Source organism: Wenjunlia tyrosinilytica (assembly GCF_014646055.1).
Lineage (GTDB): Bacteria > Actinomycetota > Actinomycetes > Streptomycetales > Streptomycetaceae > Wenjunlia > Wenjunlia tyrosinilytica.
The window spans coordinates 124,433-149,026 of sequence record NZ_BMMS01000013.1 but is presented as its reverse complement, the minus strand read 5'-3'; the positions used below and the strand labels follow the sequence as shown (position 1 = coordinate 149,026).

19 protein-coding genes are annotated in these 24,594 nt (G+C 72.2%); 10 read left to right on the top strand and 9 right to left on the bottom strand.

The window, feature by feature from the left end; translation table 11 throughout:
* Positions 1-277: 277 nt before the first annotated feature.
* Entirely contained in the window at positions 278-1,183 is a 906-nt protein-coding gene (gene sigJ, locus IEY86_RS16505; protein WP_229698490.1) for an RNA polymerase sigma factor SigJ, read from the bottom strand.
* Positions 1,184-1,515: 332 nt separating this feature from the next.
* Positions 1,516-1,875 carry a hypothetical protein gene (locus tag IEY86_RS16500; protein WP_189132453.1) on the bottom strand — a complete coding sequence of 120 codons (360 nt, stop codon included), beginning with the start codon at positions 1,873-1,875 and terminating at the stop codon, positions 1,516-1,518.
* A gap of 310 nt (positions 1,876-2,185) precedes the next feature.
* Here IEY86_RS16500 and IEY86_RS16495 point away from each other — a divergent pair, with 310 nt between their 5' ends.
* A complete protein-coding gene (locus IEY86_RS16495) occupies positions 2,186-4,192 on the top strand; it encodes a serine/threonine-protein kinase (protein WP_229698489.1) in 2,007 nt (668 codons plus the stop codon).
* Positions 4,193-4,371: 179 nt separating this feature from the next.
* Here the strand turns inward: IEY86_RS16495 and ilvD are convergent, their stop codons facing one another.
* From ilvD to IEY86_RS16480, 3 genes are all read right to left on the bottom strand, one after another.
* Positions 4,372-6,225, bottom strand: a complete 1,854-nt coding sequence (ilvD, locus tag IEY86_RS16490; protein ID WP_189132451.1) for a dihydroxy-acid dehydratase — start codon at positions 6,223-6,225, stop codon at positions 4,372-4,374.
* Positions 6,226-6,497: 272 nt separating this feature from the next.
* Complete coding sequence (locus IEY86_RS16485) at positions 6,498-7,361, bottom strand: sugar phosphate isomerase/epimerase family protein (RefSeq protein ID WP_373287038.1); 864 nt, start codon at positions 7,359-7,361, stop codon at positions 6,498-6,500.
* A gap of 83 nt (positions 7,362-7,444) precedes the next feature.
* On the bottom strand, positions 7,445-8,383 hold the full coding sequence (locus IEY86_RS16480) for a Ppx/GppA family phosphatase (RefSeq protein ID WP_189132450.1): 939 nt from the start codon (positions 8,381-8,383) through the stop codon (positions 7,445-7,447).
* An 83-nt stretch (positions 8,384-8,466) separates the two neighbouring features.
* Here IEY86_RS16480 and IEY86_RS16475 point away from each other — a divergent pair, with 83 nt between their 5' ends.
* Complete coding sequence (locus IEY86_RS16475; protein ID WP_229698488.1) at positions 8,467-9,354, top strand: DUF3109 family protein; 888 nt, start codon at positions 8,467-8,469, stop codon at positions 9,352-9,354.
* A gap of 74 nt (positions 9,355-9,428) precedes the next feature.
* On the opposite strand, the gene IEY86_RS16470 is transcribed toward IEY86_RS16475, so the two are convergent.
* Positions 9,429-11,405: a BACON domain-containing protein gene (locus IEY86_RS16470; protein ID WP_189132449.1), complete on the bottom strand. Its 1,977-nt coding sequence runs from the start codon at positions 11,403-11,405 to the stop codon at positions 9,429-9,431.
* Between the two features lie 235 nt (positions 11,406-11,640).
* Here IEY86_RS16470 and radA point away from each other — a divergent pair, with 235 nt between their 5' ends.
* Positions 11,641-13,041, top strand: a complete 1,401-nt coding sequence (radA, locus tag IEY86_RS16465; protein ID WP_189132448.1) for a DNA repair protein RadA — start codon at positions 11,641-11,643, stop codon at positions 13,039-13,041.
* A 147-nt stretch (positions 13,042-13,188) separates the two neighbouring features.
* The gene (disA, locus tag IEY86_RS16460) at positions 13,189-14,247 is read left to right on the top strand and encodes a DNA integrity scanning diadenylate cyclase DisA (RefSeq protein ID WP_189132533.1); all 1,059 of its coding nucleotides are present in this window, start codon (positions 13,189-13,191) and stop codon (positions 14,245-14,247) included.
* A 174-nt stretch (positions 14,248-14,421) separates the two neighbouring features.
* Here disA and IEY86_RS16455 read toward each other — a convergent pair whose 3' ends face one another.
* The gene (locus IEY86_RS16455; RefSeq protein WP_229698498.1) at positions 14,422-15,291 is read right to left on the bottom strand and encodes a hypothetical protein; all 870 of its coding nucleotides are present in this window, start codon (positions 15,289-15,291) and stop codon (positions 14,422-14,424) included.
* Positions 15,292-15,443: 152 nt separating this feature from the next.
* Here IEY86_RS16455 and IEY86_RS16450 point away from each other — a divergent pair, with 152 nt between their 5' ends.
* The 5 genes from IEY86_RS16450 (at position 15,444) to IEY86_RS16430 (ending at position 19,888) form a co-directional block, all read left to right on the top strand.
* On the top strand, positions 15,444-16,370 hold the full coding sequence (locus IEY86_RS16450; protein WP_189132446.1) for an iron-sulfur binding domain-containing protein: 927 nt from the start codon (positions 15,444-15,446) through the stop codon (positions 16,368-16,370).
* Positions 16,371-16,708: 338 nt separating this feature from the next.
* Positions 16,709-17,338, top strand: coding sequence for a SigE family RNA polymerase sigma factor (locus tag IEY86_RS16445; RefSeq protein ID WP_189132445.1), 630 nt, complete (start codon positions 16,709-16,711; stop codon positions 17,336-17,338).
* Complete coding sequence (locus IEY86_RS16440; RefSeq protein ID WP_189132444.1) at positions 17,335-17,919, top strand: hypothetical protein; 585 nt, start codon at positions 17,335-17,337, stop codon at positions 17,917-17,919. The genes IEY86_RS16445 and IEY86_RS16440 overlap by 4 nt, the downstream gene beginning before the upstream one ends.
* Positions 17,920-17,930: 11 nt before the next feature.
* The gene (gene cseB, locus IEY86_RS16435) at positions 17,931-18,620 is read left to right on the top strand and encodes a two-component system response regulator CseB (protein ID WP_189132443.1); all 690 of its coding nucleotides are present in this window, start codon (positions 17,931-17,933) and stop codon (positions 18,618-18,620) included.
* An 11-nt stretch (positions 18,621-18,631) separates the two neighbouring features.
* Positions 18,632-19,888: a sensor histidine kinase gene (locus tag IEY86_RS16430; protein WP_189132442.1), complete on the top strand. Its 1,257-nt coding sequence runs from the start codon at positions 18,632-18,634 to the stop codon at positions 19,886-19,888.
* 144 nt (positions 19,889-20,032) lie between these two features.
* Here the strand turns inward: IEY86_RS16430 and IEY86_RS16425 are convergent, their stop codons facing one another.
* Positions 20,033-21,640 carry an MDR family MFS transporter gene (locus IEY86_RS16425; RefSeq protein WP_189132441.1) on the bottom strand — a complete coding sequence of 536 codons (1,608 nt, stop codon included), beginning with the start codon at positions 21,638-21,640 and terminating at the stop codon, positions 20,033-20,035.
* A 159-nt stretch (positions 21,641-21,799) separates the two neighbouring features.
* Between IEY86_RS16425 and IEY86_RS16420 the strand changes: the two genes are divergently transcribed.
* Positions 21,800-22,387 carry a TetR/AcrR family transcriptional regulator gene (locus tag IEY86_RS16420; RefSeq protein WP_189132440.1) on the top strand — a complete coding sequence of 196 codons (588 nt, stop codon included), beginning with the start codon at positions 21,800-21,802 and terminating at the stop codon, positions 22,385-22,387.
* Between the two features lie 17 nt (positions 22,388-22,404).
* Here IEY86_RS16420 and IEY86_RS16415 read toward each other — a convergent pair whose 3' ends face one another.
* Positions 22,405-24,591 (bottom strand): SpoIIE family protein phosphatase, encoded by a 2,187-nt coding sequence (locus IEY86_RS16415; protein WP_189132439.1) that lies wholly within the window; start codon positions 24,589-24,591, stop codon positions 22,405-22,407.
* Between the last annotated feature and the right edge of the window lie 3 nt (positions 24,592-24,594).

Below are 24,594 nucleotides of genomic sequence, written 5' to 3'. Positions count from 1 at the left end.
CATCACCACTGAGCAGCTTGCCCCCACGCACGACGCGACCCCCGGAGCCAACCCACCCGCCAACCCATCCGCCAACCCACCCGGGCCACCGAGCGAATCACCCAGAGCAGCCAAGACCCAGGGGGCAATCGCCGTTGCGGGCGGCGCGGGCACCGGCTCATGTCTGCGCGCGCGTCGACGACGAGTAGTCACGGGATCACGCGGGCCGGGAGGATCGGCCTGCCGGGCGAACGGCGTTGCCGGTGGCGCCCGCCCCCGGGAAGGGCGGGCGCCGTGGTCATGGCGCGAGGTGGCTGAGCTTTTCTGGGTTGAGGACGGCGTCGACCTCCGTGATCCGGCCGTCGGCGACCGTGAAGGCGAGGACCCCGGCGCTGCGCCCGGACGGGTCAAGGAAGACAAGGCCCGGTGCCCCGTTCACCTCGCGGGCCTGGACGGACATGGTCTCGGGGTCGAAGCCGCGCAGGATGCCGAGCACCAGCCGTGCCACCTTGTCCCCGCCGAGGACCGGGCGGCGGGCCGTCGAGACCAGTCCGCCGCCGTCCGCCCGCCACACCACATCGGGGTCCAGCACGGCCATCAGGTCCTGGAAGTCGCCCCGCAGCGCCGCCGACACAAAGGCGTCCAGCGCCTTTTGGTGCTCATCGCGGTTCACCGACCGCTTGGGGGCGTGCTCCTGGACACGGCGGCGGGCGCGCGAGGCCAGTTGCCGTACCGCGTCGGGGGTGCGGCCCACGACCTCGGCGATCTCCGGGAACGGCACCGCGAATACGTCGTGCAGCACAAACGCCGTTCGCTCGGCGGGGGTCAGGCGCTCCAGCACGGTCAGGAGCGCCATCCCGACCGACTCGTCGAGCGTGACCCGGTCCTCCGGCGACAGCTCGGCCGACGGATGCGAGACGAGCGGCTCGGGCAGCCACTCGCCGACGTAGGCCTCGCGCCTGGCACGCGCGGAGCCCAGCAGGTCGTAGCAGATACGGCTCACCACGGTCGTGAGGAAGGCGCGGGCGTCCACGACCTCGGCCCGGTCGGCGCGCCGCCAGCGCAGCCATGCCTCCTGGACCGCGTCGTCGGCGTCGCTCGCCGTCCCCAAGATGCGGTAGGCGATTCCCCATAGATGCCCGCGGTTCGCCTCGAAGTCCTCCATGTCGGCCACTGCGATCTCCTCCCGGGTCGGGCGTTCCATCGTGGACGCCCCCTGGAAGGACGACGCGGCGCCCCCGGCTGTGACATCCGGGCAGCGCGAGGTGGTCGCCCCCAGCCGGAGGCGGCCCGGACCCCGCACTGTCGGCACCCGTCAGGCCCATTGGCCGTGTGGCCGTGTGTCCCTTGGCCGTGTGTCCCTTGGCCGTGTGGCCCTGTGTCCCTCTGTCCCTTGGCCGTGTGTCCCTCTGGCCGTGTGGCCGTGTGGCCGTGCGGCCGTGCGGCCGTGCGGCCCTGTGGCTGTGGCCTGTGTCCCCCTATGGAGTGGCCCTGGGGCCCCGTCGCTCAGTGCCTCAATGCCTCAGCCTCGGTGCCTCAGCACCTCGGCGCCACGTAGCCGTCGCTTCCGGTGTGGACATAGGCATCCGGAATGTACTGGCCCGGTGCGATCCGGTCCCAGATCTTCGATGTCCCGTACGGCCCGCTGACCTTCTCCCCGTCGCACTGGCAACCGATGTTCACCGCCGAGTGCTTCGGCAGCGTGCGCACCAGCCGGTGGCTCGTGGACGGCCCGGAGCGGACCTTCGTCGTCTTCTCGCTCGTCGTGTAGTACACCCGCGACGCCGAGATCCCGCCCGCCTCGGCGGTCTCCGCGGTCTCGGCGGTCTCCGCCGCCTCGGACACGAGATCCTGTTCGGCTTCCTGTACGACATCTGGCGCATCGTCGATGGACATCTGACTCCCCCGTCTCTGACCCGACTCTCCAGCCCCCCGGCGCGGACCGGCGGCAACCCCCCGCCGACCGGCGTCTTTTCAACACCTTCGCGCCTTGTACACCCGATCTGCGCGACTGCTGGGCCCGGCCCGTGTGCCGCGCGGAAATCAGGTTTCCTAGGCTGTGGTCCTTAAGGACGCGCGGGGGCACACGGGGGTTGCGGTCATGTCAGTGGGAGAAGCGGCGGATGGGATCCCACGCGACGCGGGTGGAGCGGACTCCGTTTCCGTAGGCCACTACATCCTGGAATCCCGTCTCGGCTCCGGCGGAATGGGCGTCGTGCACCTGGCCCACTCCGCCTCGGGACGCCGGGTGGCCGTCAAGGTCGTCCACGAGCAATTGGCCGCGGACCCGGAGTTCCGCGCCCGCTTCCAGCAGGAGGTGGCGGCCGCCCGCAGGGTCAGCGGAGCGTTCACCGCACCGGTCGTCGACGCCGACGCGGACGCCGAACGGCCGTGGATGGCCACCCTCTACGTGCCCGGCCCCACGCTGGCGGAGAAGGTCAAGCGGGACGGACCGTTCTCGACGGCGGAGCTGCGACAGCTCGCGGCGGGCCTCGCCGAGGCGCTGCGGGACATCCACCGGGCGGGTGTCGTCCACCGCGACCTCAAGCCCAGCAATGTGCTGCTCGCCGAGGACGGCCCCAAGGTCATCGACTTCGGGATCTCCCGGGCCGCCGACAGCGATCTGCGGACCGAGACCGGCAAGGTGATCGGGACGCCGCCGTTCATGGCCCCCGAGCAGTTCCGCAGCCCCCGGGACGTGGGACCGGCCGCCGACGTCTTCGCGCTCGGCTGCCTGCTGGTGCACGCGGCCATAGGGCGCGGCCCGTTCGACGCCGACAGCCCGTACCTGGTCGCCTACCAGGTCGTCCACGACGAGCCCGACCTCAGCGAGGTGCCCGCCGAGCTGCGGCCGCTGGTGGCGCGCTGCCTGGCCAAGGACCCGGCGCAGCGGCCCCAGCCGGACGAGCTGATGGCGGCGCTGCGCGGTGGGCACGGCGACTCCGCTCCCTACACCGAACCCGATCCCGCCCCGAAGCAGCAGGACACCGAACCGCACGGCCCGAGGTGGCGCCGTCACCGGGCCCGCTGGGCGCTGGTGGGCTCCGCCGCCGCCGTCCTGCTCGCCGCGGGTGCCTTCGTCACCTCCCAGGAGCTCGGCTCCCGCGCCACCGAGGCCCATGATGCTCGGGGCCGGGCCGCCAAGGACTGGGAGAACGGGATCGCGGTCGCCGCCGCCAGCGAGTCCAAGATGGTCCGCGCGGCGAAGTGCGCCGCCACCGCCACCGCCCTGTACTGCGCGGACTACGGGGTGGCGGCGGCCCGTATCGACGCCGCGACCGGCAAGGTCCAATGGATCCGCAAGGGCCCCGCCGTGCGGAAGATGGAGGAGGACTGGGTCGACGCACCGCGGCTGTCCGGCGGCCTGGTCCAGGTGGTCCGCGACGGCACCCTGCGGGCGCTCGACCCCCGCTCGGGGCGGCCGGTGTGGAGCAAGGACGTCTCGATGTTCGACGGGTGCTGCACCTTCGCCGGCGACACGGTCCTGATGACGACGGAGGACGGCACGGTCACCGCCCTCGACGGAAGGACGGGCAGGCAGCGCTGGACGCACCTGTTCGACGGCCACCCGCTCCCCGTCCTCGGCTACTTCGGCGGCACCCTCTACGTCACGACCACCTCCGACGACGGCACCACCACACGGGTGACCGCCGTGCGCGCCGACAAGGGAGACGCCCTGTGGTCGCAGCGCTTCCGGGGCTCGGTGCTACCGGTGGGCGCCGACGGGGACGCGCTGTATCTGACCGAATCCGACCGGCAGCTGGCCACCGACACCGTGGCGGTCGTGCGGTACGAGCCCGGCCGCCGCCGGACCACCCGCTCCCCGCTGCCCTACTCCGTCGGCGGCGGCTCGGTCACGGTGCGCGGCCGCATGGTCTACCTGCTGAGCGCGAACGGCAGCCTCATGGCCGTCGACACCCGCGAGACCGACCAGCACACCACCTCGCCCTGGGAGGTGCAGACCTCGGTCAGCAACCCCTCCCCCGCGACCGTCTCCGGTCACTGGCTGTACCTGTCCGCCCCGGACGGCCGCCTGCTGAAGGTCGATCTGCGCAAGGGGGAGCTCACCGCGCAGACCGAGCCGCGCAACGACCCGGCCGGGCGGGGCATGCTCGCCGACCAGCCCGCGCCCATGGCGGTCGGCGACCGCGTCTACGGCTACACCCCGAGGGGCACGATCTTCTCCGTGGACGCAGGCAGGCTCGGCCGGTGAGGCCGAGGCCGCCGGTGAGCGGATCGACGTGAGCCGGTCGGGGGTGAACCGGTCGCGGTCCGGGTGAGCCCGGCGAGGACGGGACCGAACGGGCCGGTGGCTACTTCTCCACCTGGCCCACCTCTCCACGTGGCCCACCTCTGCACGCGGTCTGCACGTGGTCTACCTCTCCACGTGGTCTACTTCTCCACCTGGCCGAGGTCGCGCACCGCGCCGTTGTCCGCCGAGGTCGCCAGCGCCGCGTAGGCCCGCAGGGCCGCGGAGACCTTGCGCTCACGGGCCACCGGGCGGAAGCCGCCCAGGGTCTCCAGCAGCTTGGTCCGGCGGTCGTGCAGCTCCTCGAACGACACCTTGAGCTCGATGCTGCGGTTGGGGATGTCGATGGCGATCAGGTCGCCGTCCTGGACCAGGGCGATGGTGCCGCCGGCCGCCGCCTCCGGGGAGGCATGGCCGATGGACAGGCCCGAGGTGCCGCCGGAGAAGCGCCCGTCGGTGACCAGCGCGCACTTGGCGCCCAGCCCGCGGCCCTTGAGGAACGCCGTCGGGTAGAGCATCTCCTGCATTCCGGGACCGCCCTTGGGGCCCTCGTAGCGGACGACGACCACGTCGCCCTCCTTGACCCGCTTGGTGAGGATGGCGTCGACGGCGTCCTCCTGCGACTCCACGACCACGGCCGGGCCCTCGAAGGTCCAGATCGACTCGTCCACGCCCGCGGTCTTCACCACGCAGCCGTCCTCGGCCAGGTTGCCGTACAGGACGGCCAGGCCGCCGTCGGCGGAGTAGGCGTGGGCCACGTCGCGGATGCAGCCTCCCGCCGCGTCGACGTCCAGCGTCTCCCACCGCTCGGACTGGGAGAACGCGGTGGCCGAGCGCACACAGCCGGGGGCCGCGTGGAAGAGCTCCACCGCCTCGGCCGACGGCGAGCCGCCGCGCACGTCCCAGTTCTTCAGCCAGTCCGCCAGGGACGGCGAGTGGACGCTGTGCACGTCCTCGTGGAGCAGTCCGGCGCGGTGGAGCTCGCCGAGGATGGCCGGGATGCCGCCCGCCCGGTGCACGTCCTCCATGTGGTAGCTGCCGTTGGGGGCCACCTTGCACACGCACGGGACGCGGCGGGAGACGGCGTCGATGTCCGTCATGGTGAATTCGAGCTCGGCCTCGCGGGCGGCGGCCAGCAGGTGCAGCACGGTGTTCGTGGAGCCGCCCATGGCGACGTCGAGCGCCATGGCGTTCTCGAACGCGGAACGCGAGGCGACCGTGCGCGGGAGCACGGTCTGGTCGTCCTGGTCGTAGTACCGCTGGGTGATGTCCACGACCGTGTGGCCGGCCTGCTCGTACAGTGCCTTGCGGGCGGTGTGGGTGGCGAGCACCGAACCATTGCCCGGCAGGCCCAGTCCCAGCGCCTCGACCAGGCAGTTCATGGAGTTCGCGGTGAACATGCCCGAACAGGAGCCGCAGGTCGGACAGGCGGCCTCCTCGACGCGGGCGAGGTCCTCGTCGGAGACGCTGTCGGACACCGCGTCGGACATGGCGCTGATCAGGTCGAGGTTGGTGCGCACCGTGCCGTCGACCAGGACCGTCTTGCCGGCCTCCATGGGCCCGCCGGAGACGAAGACCGCGGGGATGTTCAGCCGCAGCGCGGCCATGAGCATGCCCGGCGTGATCTTGTCGCAGTTGGAGATGCAGACCAGCGCGTCGGCGCAGTGCGCCTCCACCATGTACTCGACCGAGTCGGCGATCAGGTCCCGGGACGGCAGCGAGTAGAGCATGCCGCCGTGGCCCATGGCGATGCCGTCGTCGACCGCGATGGTGTTGAACTCGCGCGGGATGCCGCCCGCGGCCTTGATGGCGTCGGAGACGATCCGGCCGACCGGCTGGAGGTGGGTGTGGCCGGGTACGAACTCGGTGAAGCTGTTGGCGACGGCGATGATCGGCTTGCCGAAGTCCTCGCGCTCGACGCCTGCCGCACGCAGGAGGGCGCGGGCGCCCGCCATGTTCCGACCATGAGTGACGGTACGAGACCTCATGCTGGGCACTGTCGCTCCACTCCCTACCTGGCTCAGCTCTTGGAGTTCTGTCGAGCCTACGCCGCGCTACCGGCATTCGGACAGCATGTCCATGTGCTGGGACCGATGTCTCAGCAGACGTCGGTACCCGTTCCCGGCCCCGGGGCCCGGCCCNGTCAGGGCGCGGGTGTCAGGGCGCGGGTGTCAGGGCGCGGGTGTCAGGGCGCGGGTGTCAGGGCGCGGGTGTCAGGGCGCGGGTGTCAGGGCGCGGGTGTCAGGGCGCGGGTGTCAGGGCGCGGGTGTCAGGGCGCGGGTGCCGCCGCGGAGGCCAGATGCAGGCGGGTGTAGGCGAGCGCCTCGGCCAGGTCGGCCTCGCGTTCGGCGGCCGACATCGCCCGCCGGGTGTTGACCTCCACCACCACGTGCCCGCAGAAGCCGGTCGTCGCCAGCCGCTCCAGCAGCTCGGCGCACGGCTGCGTCCCGCGGCCGGGGATCAGGTGCTCGTCCTTCGCCGAACCGTTTCCGTCGGCCAGGTGCACATGCGCCAGCCGGTCCCCCATGCGCTCGACCATCTTCAGCGCCTCCGTGCGGGCCGTCGCCGTGTGCGACAGGTCCACGGTGAAGTGGCGGTAGTCGTCGTTGGTCGGGTCCCAGTCCGGGGCGTAGGCCAGCATCTCGCGGTCCCGGTAGCGCCACGGGTACATGTTCTCGACGGCGAACCGCACATCCGTCTCGTTGGACATCCGCCAGATGCCGCGCACGAAGTCACGGGAGTACTGGCGCTGCCACCGGAACGGCGGATGGACCACGACGGTGTTGGCGCCCAGCCGCTCGGCCGCGGATTTCGCGCGGACGAGCTTGGTCCACGGGTCCGTCGACCACACCCGCTGGGTGATCAGCAGGCACGGCGCGTGCACCGCCAGCACGGGGATGCCGTGGTAGTCCGAAAGGCGTCGCAGTGCCTCGATGTCCTGGCTGACCGGATCGGTCCACACCATGACCTCGACACCGTCGTAGCCGAGGCGGGCGGCGATCTCGAAGGCCGTCGCCGTGGACTCCGGATACACCGAGGCCGTGGACAGGGCGACCCTGGCGTCCGGGACACGCACCGCGCGCCGGACACCGTCGAAGGCCGTCTGCTGGGCCGGCCCCGCTGGATCAGCCACGGAGGACAGCGTACGGGGGCGCCCGGCACGCCTCACCCCTCGGGGCGGGCCGTCCCCGGCCCCTGCTCGTCCTCCGCGGGCGCTCACCCGCCGCTTCCGACCAGCATGTCGATGCGCCTGAGGATGATTCCCTCACGCAGTGCCCAGGGGCAGATCTCCAGCTCCAGGCAGCCGAACAGGTCGGCGGCGGCGTCCGCGACCAGCGCTCCCGCCAGCAGTTGCCGGGCCCGTCCCTCGGAGACCCCGGGGAGCCTGGAGCGCTCGTCCACGGTCATCTCCGCCAGCCGGGGCAGCCACTCCTGGAGCGATTTGGCCGTGAGCGAACGCGGCACATACGGCCCATCCGCCGAACGGGCGGCGCCGGCGATCCTGGCGAGCTGCTTGAACGTCTTCGAGGTGGCGACCGCCTTGTCCGGGGCGCCGAGGCGGGAGAACTCCGCGACCGTGCGGGCGATCTGCGCCCGGACCTCCTTGCGCAGCGCCCGGATGTCGTCGGGGGGCGGCGGGTCCCCGAGCAGACGCGCCTGGGTGAGCCGCCCGGCGCCCAGCGGCAGGGACACCGCGGCGTCCGGGTCCTCGTCCACACCGCAGGCCACTTCCAGCGAGCCCCCGCCGATGTCCAGCACCAGCAGGCGCCCGGCCGACCAGCCGAACCAGCGCCGGGCCGCCAGGAAGGTCAGCCGCGCCTCGTCCTCACCCGTCAGCACCCGCAGGGCGATGTCGGTCTCGCGCTCGACGCGGGCGAGGACCGCCTCGCCGTTGACCGCCTCGCGCACCGCCGACGTGGCGAAGGGGAGGATCTCCTCCACGCCCTTGTCCTCGGCGATCTGCTTGGCCTCGGCCACCGTCTGCACGAGACGCTCTATCCCGTCCTCGTGGATCGCGCCGTCCTCTTCGAGCAGCTCAGCGAGCCGCAGTTCCGACTTGTGCGAATAGGCCGGAAGCGGGCGCGCACCGACGTGCGCGTCGACCACCAGCAGGTGCACCGTGTTGGATCCAACATCCAGAACGCCGAGTCGCATGCCGTGCACGCTAGCGTGCTGCACCCGAACGCGCGGACGTGGCAACAGGGCCGTGACCAACTTCTTCCCCTTACCCTGGCCATGTGGCACAGGCAAAGCAGCGAAAAGCGACGACACCGCCCGCCGACGAGACCGGCCTGGACTTCGCCCGCGCATGGGTTGAGTTCCCCGATCCCGCCGACGATGAACAGGTGTTCCGCTGCGATCTGACCTGGCTCACGTCTCGGTGGGCGTGCATTTTCGGCCGCGGCTGCCAAGGAATCGCAGAGGGCCGCTCCTCCGACGGATGCTGCACGCTCGGTGCGCACTTCTCCGACGAGGAGGACGAGGAGCGGGTGCTCAAGCACGCGGCGCGCCTGACCTCGAAGACATGGCAGTACCACGACGTCGCCGAGGACGGCGGTGTGGTGGAGACCAACGAGGACGGGGAGCGGACCACCCGCCTCGTGGACGGTGCCTGCGTCTTCCTCAACCGCCCCGGGTTTCCCGGGGGCACCGGCTGCTCGCTGCACACCCTGGCCCTCAGCGAGGGGCGCGAGCCCCTGGAGACCAAGCCCGACGTGTGCTGGCAGCTGCCGATCCGCCGCACCTACGAATGGGTGGACCGGCCGGACGACACCCGGGTGCTGGTGGTGTCGATCGCCGAGTACGACCGGCGGGGCTGGGGGCCGGGCGGCCACGACCTGCACTGGTGGTGCACCTCGGCGACGTCGGCGCACGGCTCCGGCGAGCCCGTCTACGTCTCCTACCGGCCGGAGCTGACCGAGCTCATGGGCGAGGCCGGGTACGCACGGCTCTCGGAGCTGTGCGAGCAGCGGCTGGCCTCGGAGCTCCCGCTGGTGGCCCCGCACCCGGCGGACCCGGACGACGCGGCCCGCACGGCGGTCCCGGCGGGGGCGGCGGTCCCGGCGGTCCCGGCCAAGAACCCGGCGGTCCCGGCCAAGAAGAGGAAGCCGGCCAGGGCGAAGTAGCCGTTCCGGGCATGGAGGCGCTGCCCCTGAGCCGGGCATGCCCGGTGGGCCCGCCGGACCCGGTGTCCCCGGTATCACTGCGCGGGGGTCTCGCTCGGCGCAGGCTCGGAGGGCGAGGGGCGGGGACCGGTGCCCTTGACCGTCACCACCGCTGCGGAGGGCTCGAAGACGACCGTGCCGGTCCACTCGCCGCTGGGCTCCCGCTCGTGGTCGACGGAGATCGTCACCGTGATGCTCTCGCCTGGCCCGAGCACGCCGGAGGTGCGGCTGAGCGTCAGCCACTCGGCCTGGGGCCGGGCGCTCCACGGGAGGTCGGAGCCGCCGGTGTTGGTGAGGGTGACCACCGTGTCCTCGCCCTGCGGCTGCGCGGACACGGTGAGCCTGCCGGGTGCGGGCGTGCCCGGCGACCCCGAGCCGCTGGGGGCCGGGACATCGCCACCGGGGTGGGAAGGGCTGGGCGACGGGTCACCGGAGTCCCGGGGATCCCTGGAGCCACTCGCGCTCGGCGACACCTGCGGCCGGGGCCGGGAAGAGCCGTCCGGCGAGGTCGTCTGCGCGGGGCCGCTCGCCGCGTGCCGGGCGGCTGTGGAGCGCGAGCGCCCCGAGCCGTCGTAGACCACGCCGTTGTCGTAGTCGTTCTCGCTCGCCGAGACCCCCGTGTCGTGCTCGGGGCCCTCATGGGTGCCCGCGCGGTACGCCGCCCAGAGGGCGAGCACCGGGGCCGCCACGACCGCGGCGACCACCGTCGTGGTCACCGCGCGGTGCCGCAGCTGCGCCCGGCGGGCGGCCCGGTCCTTCCCGTCCAGCGGGAAGCCGCGCCGGTCGAAACGCGTCGAGGGCATCCTCGACGGCTGGATCCTGGCGCAGGTGCCGCCCGGCGGCGCCCCGCTCGCCCCGCCCGCCGCCGCGACGGCCCTGGGTGCCTGGACGACGGCGAGGACATCGGGGGTACCGGTGCCCGGCCAGGGGCCCGCGGCGAGCTCGCGCGCGGCGGTGGCCCGGCAGCCGGGGCAATCGTCGACGTGCCGGACCAGCTCACGGCGCAGTGCCGATCCCAGCAGCACCTGGGTGTCCCCCGCGAGACGCGCCACGACCGGGCAGCTGCCCGACTCGGCGACGGCCAGGGCGGTCCTGGTGCGCTCGACCTCGCAGGCGGCGCGGGAGAGGAGCGCACGGGCCTGGGCCGTCTCCAGGCCCACGACGGCGGCCACCTCGTGCGGGGCGAGGCCGTGGCGGACGGCGAGCTCCAGGGCCTCACGCTGCGCCGGGGCGGTGCCGGCGGCCTCCGGCCACGCGAGCGCGGCCAGCTCCTCGCGGCGGCGCCCCCTGACCTCGGGGGAGACGGGGGACGGCATCGTGCGGTCCCCGTCCGTGCCGCCGCCGGTATGCCCCCCGGTGCCGCTCCCGCCCTTCCTGACACCGCGCGAGGACAGCCGCTGGAGGCAGGCGTGACGGGCCAGCGCGTAGAGCCAGGCGCGCAGCAGGCGGTGGTCGCGCAGGCGGGCGTGATGGCGTCCGGCGTCCGCGAGCACGTCCATGAGCGCGCCCGCGGCCTCGTCGTGATCGCAGAGCACCGACAGGCAGTAGGTGAACAGCCCGTCGAAATAGGGCTCGTAGAGCTCCGGCGGCGGCTGCGGCTCGCGGAACCGCTGCACGGGGCGGGGGGCGGCCCGGCGCCGGGATCCGGCTGCCGGGACCGTGGGGGCCACGGCGTACCCGTCCAAGGGCTCCGAGGGCGTGGCCGCCGCCGCGGCCGTCCTGGCCGCCGTTTGCGCCGCCGTGTTCATCGGGGCGGTGCGGGTGGGAACCGCCTTGCCTTGAACAGCGGAGCCCTGAACCGCGGAGCCCTGAACAGCAGCACCCTGAACCGCGGAGCCCTGAACAGCAGCACCCTGAACAGCGGCAGCCTGAACCGCGGAGCCCTGAACCGCCTTGTCCTGCACGGCCGTGGCCTGGGTGGTCCGGCCCTTGGCGCGCGCCCGGGACGGGGCGCGGTGCCTGCGGTGGTCCGGCCGCTGGGGGCCCTCGGTCGGGTTCGTCTCGGACCTCATCACCCCGGCGACGCTAGGGCCATGACACGACCCGTCACATCCCCAAGGGACCGCATTAACCCTTTCGGGTGTCCGCGCTGGTCGAAACCGCCGAACACCGGCACCCGTTCGGGCCAACTCGCGTAACCTCCCTCCGCGCGGGGCGATACGGCGCCCCGCCCTCCTTGCCCCGCCCTACGTGCCCCGCCCTCCCCATCGGGTCTCGATGTCGGTGCCTACCGCTACGGTTTGCCGCATGGCCGCCCGAAGCTCCCGCCCGTCCTCGAAGGACCGCCCCTCCTACCGCTGCACGGAGTGCGGCTGGACCACCGCCAAGTGGCTCGGCCGGTGCTCGGAGTGCCAGGCCTGGGGCACCGTCGAGGAGTACGTGGCGGCGGCGGTTCGCACGACGGCACCCGGCAGGGTCACCACGCCCGCCCGGCCCATCGGCCAGGTGGACGGGAAGGCGGTGGCAGCTCGTCCCACGGGGGTGGACGAGCTGGACCGCGTTCTCGGCGGTGGCCTGGTGCCGGGTGCCGTCGTGCTGCTGGCCGGGGAGCCGGGCGTCGGCAAGTCCACGCTCCTGCTGGACGTGGCGGCCAAGGCGGCCAGTGCCCAGGGACCCACGCTCTACATCACCGGTGAGGAGTCGGCCGGCCAGGTCCGTATGCGGGCGGACCGGATCGGGGCGCTCGACGACCATCTCTATCTGGCGGCCGAGACCGATCTGTCCGCGGTCCTCGGCCACCTCGACGACATCAAGCCCGCCCTGCTCGTGCTCGACTCCGTGCAGACCGTCGCCTCGCCGGAGATCGACGGGGCGCCGGGCGGCATGGCCCAGGTGCGCGAGGTCGCGGGCGCGCTCATCCGGGCCTCTAAGGAGCGCGGCATGTCCACCCTGCTCGTGGGCCATGTCACCAAGGATGGATCGATCGCAGGGCCGCGGCTGCTGGAGCACCTGGTGGATGTGGTCCTGCACTTCGAGGGCGACCGGCATGCCCGCCTCCGGCTCATCCGCGGGGTGAAGAACCGGTACGGCGCCACCGACGAGGTGGGCTGCTTCGAGCTGCACGACGAGGGGATCACCGGGATCTCCGACCCCAGCGGGCTCTTCCTGACCCGGCGCTCGCAGGCCGTGCCGGGCACCTGCCTGACCGTGACGCTGGAGGGCCGGCGTCCCCTCGTGGTGGAGATGCAGGCGCTCACCGTCGATTCGCAGATCCCCTCGCCCCGGCGCACGACCTCGGGCCTGGAGTCGCCCCGGGTCTCCATGGTGCTGGCGGTCCTGGAGGAGCGGGGCAAGATCAATATCGGGAAGCGCGACATCTACACGGCCACCGTCGGCGGGGTCAAGCTCACCGAGCCCTCAGCCGACCTGGCCATGGCGCTGGCCGTGGCCAGCGCCGCCGTGGACACCCCGCTGCCGGAGAATCTGGTGGCGATCGGCGAGGTGGGCCTGGCCGGGGAGGTGCGCCGGGTCACGGGAGTGCAGCGCAGACTGGCGGAAGCGGCCCGCCTGGGCTTCACCCGGGCCCTTGTTCCACCGGACCCGGGGCCCGTCCCATCAGGCATGACGGTCACGGAGGTGGCGGACATAGGGGAGGCATTGCATGCCTTGCCGAAGAGGCCCCGGCGTGCAGAGGGTTCGCAACGGTAAACTTTGCCCTGGTCTCGCGCGCCCGGTGCGTTTTCAGCCCCGGAAGGGCGCGGACCCGGCGGGCTGGCCGCCAAGTAGACGTGCGACCGGAGGAGTGCAGTGGCAGCCAACGACCGGGCCGACAAGAGCCCCGGTGCTGATGGCCTGATGCGCGCCTCGCTCAGCGCCGTCGCACCGGGCACCGCGCTACGCGACGGCCTGGAACGCGTGCTTCGGGGGAACACCGGCGGGTTGATCGTGCTCGGCATGGACAAGACCGTCGAGTCGATCTGTTCGGGTGGTTTCGTCCTCGATGTCGAGTTCGCCGCGACCCGTCTGCGCGAGCTGTGCAAGCTGGACGGCGCGGTCGTCCTCGACAAGGACATCAGCAAGATCGTCCGGGCGGGCGTCCAGCTCGTGCCGGACCACACCATCGAGACCGAGGAGACCGGCACCCGGCACCGCACCGCGGAGCGGGTCAGCAAGCAGACCGGCCTCCCGGTGGTCTCGGTCAGCCAGTCCATGAGGCTGATCGCCCTCTACGTCGGCGGGCACCGCCGGGTGCTGGAGGACTCCGCGGCGATCCTCTCCCGCGCCAATCAGGCGCTGGCCACCCTCGAGCGGTACAAGATGCGGCTGGACGAGGTGGCGGGCACGCTCTCCGCGCTGGAGATCGAGGACCTGGTCACGGTCAGGGATGTCACGGCGGTGGCCCAGCGGCTGGAGATGGTGCGCCGGATCGCCACCGAGATCGCCGAGTACGTGGTCGAACTGGGCACGGACGGACGGTTGCTCTCCCTCCAGCTCGACGAGCTGATCGCGGGGGTCGAGCCGGAGCGCGAGCTCGTGGCCCGCGACTATGTGCCGGAGCGGTCGATCAAGAAGGGGCGGGGGGTCACCGAGGTGCTCGGCGACCTCGACAGCCTCGCCCAGTCCGAGCTGCTGGAACTGCCCGCGGTGGCCAGGGCACTGGGATACACCGGCTCGCCGGAGACGCTGGACTCCGCGGTGAGCCCGCGCGGGTACCGGCTCCTGGCCAAGGTGCCGCGTCTGCCCAACACGGTCATCGAGCGGCTCGTGGAGCACTTCGGCGGCCTGCAGAAGCTGCTGGCCGCCAGTGTGGACGATCTGCAGACCGTCGACGGTGTGGGCGAGGCCCGCGCCCGTTCCGTGCGAGAGGGCCTGTCCCGCCTCGCCGAGTCCTCGATCCTCGAGCGCTACGTCTGAGCCCGCCCTCACCACTGGTCCCGCCCAGCCGGTTCCGCTCTTCGCAGCGTGATGGCCCGGCTCCCCTGCGGCCGCAGGGGAGCCGGGCCGTCGACGTGTGGACGCGCCTTCGAGGCCGGCCGGGGATCGCCTGACCTCCACAGGAGCTTCGGCTTCAGCCCGACCGGTGCGTCCTCAGCTCTTGAGCGTGAACGTCGCCGGGGCGGAGCCGAGTCCGGGGATGTCGACCTCCACCACGTAGGTGCCGTTCTCCGCCTCCGCGCCGCGCGCGTCCGAGTCGCACTTGGATGCGTTGTGCTTGCGGTCCCAGGTGTAGGAGCGGACCGTCCTGCCGTTGCCGGGCACCTGCACCAGTGCCGGGGACGGGGACTTGGCGCAGTGGTCGGAGGTCCACACCTCGTCGTCCGAGTCATTAGTGATCTTCAGCACCGCGGAGGCGCGGCCGAGGTCCACCTTGCAGGTGCCGCTGCCGGAGTTGGTGATGGTGAGCACGAATTGGGGGCGTTCGTCCGACTCGTAGGCGTTCTTCTCCGGGCGCAGGGTCAGCTTTACCTTGCTCGGGGCGCAGTTGGGCAGGGTGGAGCCCGCGGGGACGGTGCCACCGGTGCTGGTGCCGCCGTCCACCCCGCCCGCCCCGGAGGAGCCGCCGACCGAGCCCGTGGAGCCGCCGGAGCCGCCCGAGCCACCGGCCGCGCCGCCGGCGCTGCCCGTACCGCCCGCGCCGCCGTCCTGGCCGCCCGCTCCGGTGTCACCGGCCGTGCCGGCGGAGCCGCCCGAGCCCGGCGACCCGCCCGTGCCCGAGTTGCCGCCCGTACCGCCCGGGGGACGGTCGATGGGCGTGCCCGTGGAGGGGCCGGGGCTGGGGGTGATGGAGTGCGCGGGATGGCGGCCGTCGTCGCCCCCCGCACCGTTCTTCTTGTTACCCGAGGTGCCGGAGTTGACGGCCCATACGATCAGTGCGATGACCAGGGCGAGCAGGCAGAGAACAACTGCCCTTCGCCGCCAGTAAATCGACGAGGGCAGAGGTCCGACCGGGTGGCGCATGGAGTCCACGCGCGTACTCTACGAGAGATCTTGGGCACAGCTACCCACCACTCGCCGACCAACCGCACGTCTTTACGGATGATCAGCCCGCCGACACCGTTGCGCGTTCCGATTTCCCCGCCGCGGGCGGCCGTGCCAGGATCGATGGCGCCATGTCTGCCACCGCATCCTCCTCCCCCGCCGCGGCCCTCGCCGACGGCCGTCCGGCCACCGAGCTCCACGGTCCGGTCCTCGACTGGTACGACGACAACGCCCGCGAACTCCCGTGGCGCGGACCCGACGCCTCACCCTGGTCGGTGATGGTCAGCGAGTTCATGCTCCAGCAGACCCCGGTCGTCCGGGTGCTGCCGGTCCACCAGGCATGGCTGACCCGCTGGCCCACCCCCGGCGCGCTGGCCGCCGAGCCCCCGGGTGAGGCCGTCCGCGCCTGGGGCCGCCTCGGCTACCCACGGCGGGCACTGCGGCTGCACGCCGCCGCCACCGCCATAGCCGAGCGCCACGACGGCCGGGTACCCAGCAGCCATGCCGCTCTGCTGGCGCTGCCGGGCGTGGGCGAGTACACGGCGGCGGCCGTGGCGTCGTTCGCCTACGGGCAGCGGCACGCCGTTCTCGACACCAATGTGCGCCGGGTCTTCGCCCGTGCCGTCACCGGGGTGCGGTACCCGCCCTCGGCGACCACCGCCGCCGAGCGCCGTGTCGCCCAGGCGCTGCTGCCCGATGACGCCCCCACCGCCGCGCGCTGGGCGGTGGCGGTGATGGAACTGGGCGCGCTGGTGTGCACCGCCCGCACCCCTGGTTGCGGCCGCTGCCCGATCACCGACCGGTGCGCCTGGCGGCTCGCGGGCAGCCCGGCCCACGACGGGCCGCCACGGCGCGGGCAGACCTACGCGGGCACCGACCGGCAGGTGCGCGGCAAGCTCCTCGCGGTCCTGCGGGAGGCCGAGGGAACGGTCTCGCAGGCGGAGCTCGACGCGGTGTGGAACGAGCCGGCGCAAAGGGCCAGGGCGCTCGACGGACTCGTCGCCGACGGCCTCGTCGAACCCGTGTCTCCCGGGGTGTACCGGCTTCCGCTGACCTGACGCCTCCTGACGGTGCCGTGGGTCGCGCGCCGACGCCCACACGCTCCGCGCGCCGACGCCCGCCGTGCTCCTCGGTGACGGTGCGGGCGCCCTCGGACCTGACGCGCTCACGCCCCCCGAGATCAATACTCACCGTGACCGCCACACCGCACCACCTGCGAAAACGCCCCGCTTCGCCCGGTTCAATACGTTGGTCCCCACGCTGTTACACAACCGTGCGTCTTCCGCAGGCCGTCCGCGCGCTGGCAGTGACAGCCATGGGACAGCAGCTCCGTAGCGTCTTCTCCAGTCAGTCGCGAAACGCACCGGATAGGGCGTACAGCACAAAGGGGATTCGCATGGACACGGTCGCAGTGCTCGGGTTCGAGGAGTACGTGCGCACCCGGCAGGACGCCCTGCTGCGGAGCGCCCGCAGGCTCACCCCCAATCCGGCGGACGCCCAGGATCTCCTGCAGACCGCGCTGGCCCGCACGTTCCCCGTCTGGGACGGCATAGCCGACAAGCGTCACGCCGACGCCTATGTGCGCCGGGTGCTCATCAACACCCGCACCAGCTGGTGGCGTGCCCGGAAGATCGACGAGTACGCCACGGACCAGCTCCCCGAGCCCGCCGTGGACGACGGCACCGAGCAGCACGCCGACCGCTCCATGCTGATGCGGGCCATGGGCATCCTGACGCAGCAGCAGCGCAACGTCGTCGTCCTGCGCTACTACGAGGGCATGAGCACCGCCGAGACCGCCCAGAGCCTCGGGATCTCCATCGGCACCGTCAAGAGCACCCTGCACCGGGCCCTGCTGCGGCTGCGGACCGAGCTGGAGCGCCAGGGTGTGCGCGAGCCGGCCCTGCCGGCCGCCCCGAAGCCCGCCGCCGAGCCCGTGCCACTGTTCGACACACTGGGGAACCAGCTGGAGAAGACGCACCGCGTCCCGGCCCAGCGCCGCTCCTACGAGGACAGGAAAGCTGCGTGAAACCTCGCGCACAGTCCATGCTCACCGCCCTCACGATCCTCGCGATCGGGGCATGCGTGGCGATGATCGGCTGCGCGAGGAGCGATACGATCCGCATCGAGGGCTCGGCGCCGTCCGCGGCCAAGGTCGCCGGGACGCCCGCGGCCGAGGACTCCGGGACGGGCGCCCCCGAGGTCAATGTGGTCTCCCTGCTGAGGGCCGACCCCCACGTCCGGGAGAAGAAGGAGCTGCGCGCCTGCTCCCCGGAGGACGGCGGCACATATCCGGTCGAGGCGAGCTACGCGGCGCTGACCGGCAAGGAGAGCACCGACCTGGTGGTGAACGTCTCCACCTGCACCGACGGTGTGGGCGTCGGCAGCTACGTCTACCGTGCCGTCGGCAGTAGATATGTGAATGTCTTCGCGGACGAGCAGCCGCCCGTGTGGGCCCAGGCGTCGGGTCGGCAGCTCGAGGTCACCCGTCAGGATTACGGGGCGAGCGACCCGGTGGACCAGCCGTCCGGTGAGACGGTGACCACCTATGAGTGGAACGACGGCATGTTCGAGAAGATCGGATCCACCAGTACCGACTACGGGAAGTAGACACCGCGACCATGGCCGAGACCCACGTGCTCTTCGTCGAGGACGACGATGTGATCCGCGAGGCGACGCAACTCGCCCTCGAGCGCGACGGATTCAAGGTCACCGCGGTGGCCGAGGGCCTGGCCGGCCTCCAGGCGTTCCGCGACCGCCGTCCGGACATCGCCCTGCTCGACGTGATGGTGCCGGGGCTCGACGGCGTGAGCCTGTGCCGCCGGATCAGGGACGAGAGCACCGTTCCGGTGATCATGCTCTCCGCGCGGGCCGACTCCATCGACGTCGTCCTCGGCCTCGAGGCGGGGGCGGACGACTACGTCACCAAGCCCTTCGACGGCGCCGTTCTCGTGGCCCGTATCCGGGCGGTGCTGCGCCGCTTCGGCCACGCCGGGACGGACACCGGCCTGGGCGAGGGCGAGGCCGGAGTGCTGCGCTTCGGCGACCTGGAGGTGGACCGCGACGGCATGGAGGTGCGCCGCGGCGGCGAGCCGGTCGCGCTGACCCCGACCGAGATGCGGCTGCTGCTGCAGTTCGCCTCCGCCCCCGGCAGCGTGCTCAGCCGCGACCAGCTGCTGGAGAAGGTGTGGGACTACGGCTGGGGCGGCGACACCCGCGTCGTGGACGTCCATGTTCAGCGGCTGCGCGGGAAGGTCGGCCAGGACCGGATCGAGACGGTGCGCGGCTTCGGTTACAAGCTCAAGGTCTGAGGTCCCACCAGGTGGTCATTCGCCGCATCGGGCTGCGCTGGAAACTCAGCGCGGCCATCGCCGTCGTTTCGGCGTTGGTGGCGCTCGCGCTGAGCCTGCTGGTGCACAACGCGGCCCGCGCGAGCATGCTCGACAACTCCCGCGACGTCCAGGACGAGCGGCTGAAGTTCGCGCTGCGCATCTACACCTCCAGCGGGCAGCTTCCCTTCGGCACCAAACTCGACGACCCCACGCTGCCGAGGGCGCTGAAGAAGGCGATCGGACACGCCAGGCGCGCGACCTATCTGCAGGAGGACGGCAGCGGCGCCCCCTGGGTGTGGGCGGCGAGCCCCGTCGAGGGCGGGCACGTGGTCTCGCTGCGCACGCACTACACCGACCGCTACCGGGTGCTGAGCAACCTCGACCGCTCGCTGCGCATCGGCTCCGTCGTGGTGGTGGCCAGCGGCACCCTGCTGGGCATCCTCATCGGCGCGCAGCTGTCGCAGCGCCTGCGCAAGGCGGCGGTGGCGGCACGCGAGGTGGCGGGCGGGCAGACCCGGGTACGGGTACGCGACGCGATCGGGCGCAACGCCAGGGACGAGACCGATGAGCTGGCGACGGCGGTGGACGCCATGGCGGACGCGTTGCAGCGCCGTCTGGAGGCGGAGCGGCGGGTGACGGCGGACATCGCGCATGAGCTGCGCACCCCCGTGACCGGCTTGGTCACGGCGGCCGAGCTCCTGCCCTCGGGGCGCCCGTCGGAGTTGGTGCGGGACCGGGTCCAGGTGCTGCGCACCCTGATCGAGGACGTGCTGGAGGTGTCCCGGCTGGACGGGGCCGCCGAGCGGGCCGAACTCCAGGACGTGGCGCTGGCGCAGTTCGTGCGGCGCCGGGTGGGCGTCGCCCCGGATGTGTCCATCGTGGTCGTCGAGGAGGCTCTGGTGCGGACCGACCCCCGGCGCCTGGAGCGGATCCTGGGCAATCTGCTGGCCAACGCCCGGCGGCACGGCGCACCGCCGATAGAGCTGACCGTGCAGGGGCCGGTGCTGCGGGTGCGCGACCATGGGCCCGGCTTTCCGCAGACCCTGCTGGCGGAGGGGCCGAGCCGCTTCCGCACGGGGGCGAGCGACCGGGCGAGCGGCCATGGGCTGGGGCTGACGATCGCCGCGGGCCAGGCCCGGGTGCTCGGCGCGAAGCTGACGTTCCGCAATGACGAGGAGAGCGGGGGCGGCGGGATCGCCGTGCTGTGGCTGCCGCGAGAGGCGCCGCCCCGCGCGGGCGGCGCCTGAAGCGGCGGTCCGGGCTCCCCGGCGGCCCCGGCCCCCCGCCTCTGTCCCGTGCGTCGTCGTCGGACCTCGTCCGCCTCCGACCTCGCGGGCTTCGTCGGCTCTTCGGGCCAACGGACCAGAAGGGGCCCCGGACCCCGCCCGCCGTCAGACCTCGACGGCGGCGGCGTCCTTGAACGGTGTGTCGCCGACGGCGTCCTCGACTCCCTCGGGGCCCGCCTCCTTCGCCTGGGGCCCGGCGCCGCGCAGCGGCACCTCCGTGACGAACCAGGAGGCCGCGAAGCCCAGGAGCCCGACCAGGGCGGTCCACAGGAAGACGCTGTGCGTTCCTCCCGCCACCCCGTGCAGATAGGCGTCCCGCACCGCCGCCGGGAGCTTGCCCAGGCGGCTGGGGTCGATCTGGCCGCCGCCCGAGGCGATCTCGCCGCCCTTGCCACCGAGCCGTGAGGTCATGATGTCGCCGACCCGGTTGGCGAAGATCGCACCGGAGAGGGCGACACCGAACGAGCCGCCGATGGTGCGGAACAGCGTCGAGGTGGAGCTGGCGACGCCCATGTCCTTCATCTCCACGCTGTTCTGCGCGACGAGCATGGTGATCTGCATCAGGAAGCCCATCCCGGCGCCGAGCACCGCCATGAACAGCCCCGACGTGACGCGGGTGGTGCCGGTGTCCATCTGCGACAGCAGCAGGGCGCCCAGGGACAGCAGCGCGGTGCCGACGATCGGGAACGCCTTGTACTTGCCGGTCTGCGTGGTCACCCGGCCCGCGACCAGGGAGACGACCAGCATGCTCAGCAGCATCGGCAGGAGCAGCAGTCCGCTGTTGGTGGCGGAGGCGTCCTGGATGGTCTGCTGGTACAGCGGCAGGAAGGTGACCGCGCCGTACATCACGAAGCCGGTCAGGAAGCCGATGACGGTGACCAGGGTGAAGTTGCGGTTGGCGAAGATGCCCAGCGGCAGCACCGGCTCGGCCGCGGCACGCTCGACCACGAGGAACACCGCGAGGGAGACGACGGCGAGCGCGATCAGGCCGAGGATCTGCGCCGAGGCCCAGTCGTACTCGTTCCCGCCCCAGGTGGTGACCAGGACGAGGGAGGTGATCCCGACCGTCAGCAGCCCCGCCCCGAGGTAGTCGATCCGTGCCTGGGTGCGCTTGCGCGGCAGGTGGAGGGTGGCCCACACCATGAAAAGGGCGAACGCGCCGAGCGGCAGGTTGATGTAGAAGCTCCAGCGCCAGCCGAGGTGGTCGGTGATGGTGCCGCCGACCAGCGGTCCGCCGATCATCGCTATCGCCATGATCCCGGCCATCATGCCCTGGTACTTGCCGCGCTCACGCGGCGGTATGAGGTCGCCGATGATCGCGAGGACACCGACCATCAGGCCGCCCGCGCCCAGACCCTGCACCGCGCGGAAGGCGATGAGCTGGTCCATGCTGCCGGACAGGCCGGACAGGGCGGAGCCGATCAGGAAGATCACGATGGAGGTGAGGAAGATGCCCTTGCGGCCGTAGAGGTCGCCGAGCTTGCCCCAGATCGGGGTGGAGGCGGCCGCGGCCAGGGTGTAGGCGGTGACCACCCAGGAGAGGTGGTTCAGCCCGCCGAGCTCGCCCACGATGGTCGGCATCGCGGTGCCGACGATCATATTGTCGAGCATGGCCAGAAGCATCGTGATCATCAGGCCCACCAGGACGACGCGGACGCTTCTCTGCTTGGACTCGGCAGCCGTTTCCGGTGCCGTCGCCGGGCTGTTGGCCATGTGGGCTCCCCGTTCGACTCGTTCGTCGGCTCTAGTCTTCTTCCAGCCGGAGCGAGCAACTTACTTGTCGACCGGCTAGTGGAATACGATGGAACAGTAGGGCGCCAACTAGCCGGGCGTCAAGTAAGTTCCGCTCGGAGGCAGGGGACCACGGTGACCATGGAGACGACTCAAGGCCGCGCGCGCCGGGGGGACACCCGCCAGCGCATCCAGGACGTGGCGGTCGAGCTCTTCGCCGAGCAGGGATACGAGAAGACCTCGCTGCGCGAGATCGCCGACCGCCTGGATGTGACCAAGGCGGCGCTCTATTACCACTTCAAGACCAAGGAAGACATCCTGGTCAGCATCTTCGACGACCTCGGAGCGCCGGTCGAGGCGCTCATCGAGTGGGCCGAGGGCCAGCCGCGCACCCCGGAGACCAAGCGCGAGGTGGTGCGCCGCTACGGCGAGGTGATGCAGGACGCGGGGCCGCTGTTCCGCTTCCTCCACGAGAACCAGGCCACCGTCCGCGACCTCGACATCGGCAACACGGTCAAGGAGCGGCTGCTGCGCCTGATCGACGTGCTCGTCGAGGAAGGGGCTCCGCTGTCGGACCGGATCCGCTGCCATCTGGCGATGTTCGCCATGCACGGCCTGCCGTTCATCCTCCAGAGCAGCGACGCCCCGGTCGAGGACAAGCGCATGGCGGCCCGCGAGGTCGCCTTCCAGCTGATCGAGGCGACGGTGTCGGGCGCTCCCGAGGCCTGAGTCGGCCGTGGGCGAACCTAGGCGGCCTCGCCGCCTTCGTCCCGCTCGCCCGGCTCGTCCGCACCGGCCTCCTCGCCCTGCGCGTCCGGGCAGGTCCGGGCGACCAGGAGTGCGACGTCGTCGTGCCCGTCGGGGTGCCTCAGCGACCGCAGGAGCACATCGCAGGTCTCCTCCAGGCTCCGTCCCGGCTCGGACAGGATCCGCAGAAGGTCGTCCAGGCGCTCGTCGATGGGGTCGTGGCGGGTCTCGACCAGCCCGTCGGTGTAGAAGACCAGCAGGTCACCGGGGACGAGATCCACCTCCGCCGTGCCGAAGGGCACTCCCCCGACCCCCAGCGGCGCCCCCGTGGGCACATCGATGAACTCCGCCGTCCCGTCCGGGTGCACCACGGCGGGCGGCAGATGGCCCGCGGTCGAGATCCGGCACTGGCCGGTGCTCGGGTCGTAGCAGGCGTAGAGGCAGGTCGCGAAGGCCTGGTCGAGCCCGGCGGCGATGTCGTCGAGGTGGCGCAGCACGGCGTCCGGCTCGAGATCCACCCGGGTCAGCGTCCGGGTGGCGGTGCGGAGCTGGCCCATGGTGGCCGCCGCGTTGATCCCGCTGCCCATCACATCGCCGACGACGAGGGCGGTCTTGTCGTCGGGCAGGGGGATCACGTCGAACCAGTCGCCGCCCACCTCGCTGGTCGCCCCCGCCGGCTGGTACCGGTAGGCGATCTCCAGGCCGCGCTGGCGCGGGGGCTGCTGCGGCAGGAGGCTGCGCTGGAGGGCGAGGGTGGTGCGGCGCTCGTTGCGGTACCAGCGCGCGTTGTCGATGCTGATGGCCGCCCGCGCGGCGAGCTCGCTGGCCAGCAGGACGTCGTCCTGGTCGAACGGCAGGGGGTTGCGGGCCCTGAGCAGGCTGAGGGCTCCGATGACATTGCCCCGCGCTATCAGGGGGACCGCCAGATACGAGTGCGCCCCGGCGCGGGCCAGTACCGACGCCGAGTGCGCGTCGCGGGCGATGCTGCGCAGCGACTGGTCGTCGACGTGGGCGACGAGGATGGGGCGGCCCGAGTTCACGCACTGGGTGATGATCCGGTCGGGGTCGTAGCGGGCGACGTGGCCCGTGGGGTCCGCGGCGCTGGTGGCCTCGGTGGGGTAGGCCGACTTCACCGCGAGGGCGCGGAAGACGGTGGGGGCGCCGACGGGCTCGACGGAGTTGCGGCCCGGGTCGCGCAGGACGGCGTCGAGGATGTCGACGGCGGCCAGGTCGGCCACGTCGGGCACGGCCACGTCGGCCAGTTCCTCGGCGGTCTTGGCGAGGTCCAGCGTGGTCCCGATGCGGACACCGGCGTCGGCGATGAGGGCCAGGCGCTGGCGGGCCCTGGTCATCTCGGCGGTCGCCTTGTGCCGCTCGGTGACATCGATGACGGAGGTGGCGACGCCCAGCACCCGGCCGGAGGTGTCCTCCAGGCGGAAGTAGGAGACCGACCAGGCGTGCTCGATCTGCGGATCGGCGGGCGTGCGCCCGACGGCGTACTGGTCGAGGAGGGGCTGCCCGGTCTCCAGGACATGGCGGGTCGCCGCCTCGATGGCCTCGACGTCCAGGAACGGCACGGCCTCGCCCACGCCCCGGCCGAGGTGCTCGGCGGCGGGCAGTCCGTTGATGCGCTCGAGGGCGGGGTTGACCAGGACGTACCGCAGATCGGTGTCGACGACGGCGAGCCCGATCGGGGACTGGTTGATCAGCCGCATGGACAGCGCGAGGTCGGTCTCCAGCGTGCGCAGGCTCGCCTGGTCGGTTGCTATGCCGAGGGCGTAGGCGCGGTGGTCGCGGTCGAGGAGCCGCATATTGCGGAACTCGATCTGGCGAACCGTTCCGTCTTTGCAGCGGACGGGGAATCCCCCGGCCCAGGTGTCGCCTTCGATGACCCGGCCGAAGAGCTCGTTGACCACCGGCAGATGCTCGGGGTCGACCAGCAGGGCGGCGCTGGACTGGCCCAGCGCATCCTCCGCGGTGTAGCCGAACAGCCGTTCGGCCGATGGGCTCCAGAAGGTGATACGGCCCCTGGAGTCCACCACGGCGGCCGCGACACCGAGGGCGTCGAGCAGGCCGCCGGGAGCGGAGGAGACGGCGGACGAGGTGGGGCCCAGGTCGAGAGCGCGGGCATGACCGTCGCCGGACTCGTGGCCGAGCCCGGCTCCCCGTGGATCGGTCACATTCATCCC

What these genes read in the sequence shown, in the direction of transcription:
- sigJ (WP_229698490.1), bottom strand. Translation starts at nt 1,183, where the DNA reads ATGGAACGCCCGACCCGGGAGGAGATCGCAGTGGCCGACATGGAGGAC.
- IEY86_RS16500 (WP_189132453.1), bottom strand. Translation starts at nt 1,875, where the DNA reads ATGTCCATCGACGATGCGCCAGATGTCGTACAGGAAGCCGAACAGGAT.
- IEY86_RS16495 (WP_229698489.1), top strand. Translation starts at nt 2,186, where the DNA reads ATGGGCGTCGTGCACCTGGCCCACTCCGCCTCGGGACGCCGGGTGGCC.
- IEY86_RS16480 (WP_189132450.1), bottom strand. Translation starts at nt 8,383, where the DNA reads ATGCGACTCGGCGTTCTGGATGTTGGATCCAACACGGTGCACCTGCTG.
- IEY86_RS16470 (WP_189132449.1), bottom strand. Translation starts at nt 11,405, where the DNA reads ATGAGGTCCGAGACGAACCCGACCGAGGGCCCCCAGCGGCCGGACCAC.
- radA (WP_189132448.1), top strand. Translation starts at nt 11,641, where the DNA reads ATGGCCGCCCGAAGCTCCCGCCCGTCCTCGAAGGACCGCCCCTCCTAC.
- disA (WP_189132533.1), top strand. Translation starts at nt 13,189, where the DNA reads ATGCGCGCCTCGCTCAGCGCCGTCGCACCGGGCACCGCGCTACGCGAC.
- IEY86_RS16455 (WP_229698498.1), bottom strand. Translation starts at nt 15,291, where the DNA reads ATGCGCCACCCGGTCGGACCTCTGCCCTCGTCGATTTACTGGCGGCGA.
- IEY86_RS16450 (WP_189132446.1), top strand. Translation starts at nt 15,444, where the DNA reads ATGTCTGCCACCGCATCCTCCTCCCCCGCCGCGGCCCTCGCCGACGGC.
- IEY86_RS16445 (WP_189132445.1), top strand. Translation starts at nt 16,709, where the DNA reads ATGGACACGGTCGCAGTGCTCGGGTTCGAGGAGTACGTGCGCACCCGG.
- cseB (WP_189132443.1), top strand. Translation starts at nt 17,931, where the DNA reads ATGGCCGAGACCCACGTGCTCTTCGTCGAGGACGACGATGTGATCCGC.
- IEY86_RS16425 (WP_189132441.1), bottom strand. Translation starts at nt 21,640, where the DNA reads ATGGCCAACAGCCCGGCGACGGCACCGGAAACGGCTGCCGAGTCCAAG.
- IEY86_RS16420 (WP_189132440.1), top strand. Translation starts at nt 21,800, where the DNA reads ATGGAGACGACTCAAGGCCGCGCGCGCCGGGGGGACACCCGCCAGCGC.
- IEY86_RS16415 (WP_189132439.1), bottom strand. Translation starts at nt 24,591, where the DNA reads ATGAATGTGACCGATCCACGGGGAGCCGGGCTCGGCCACGAGTCCGGC.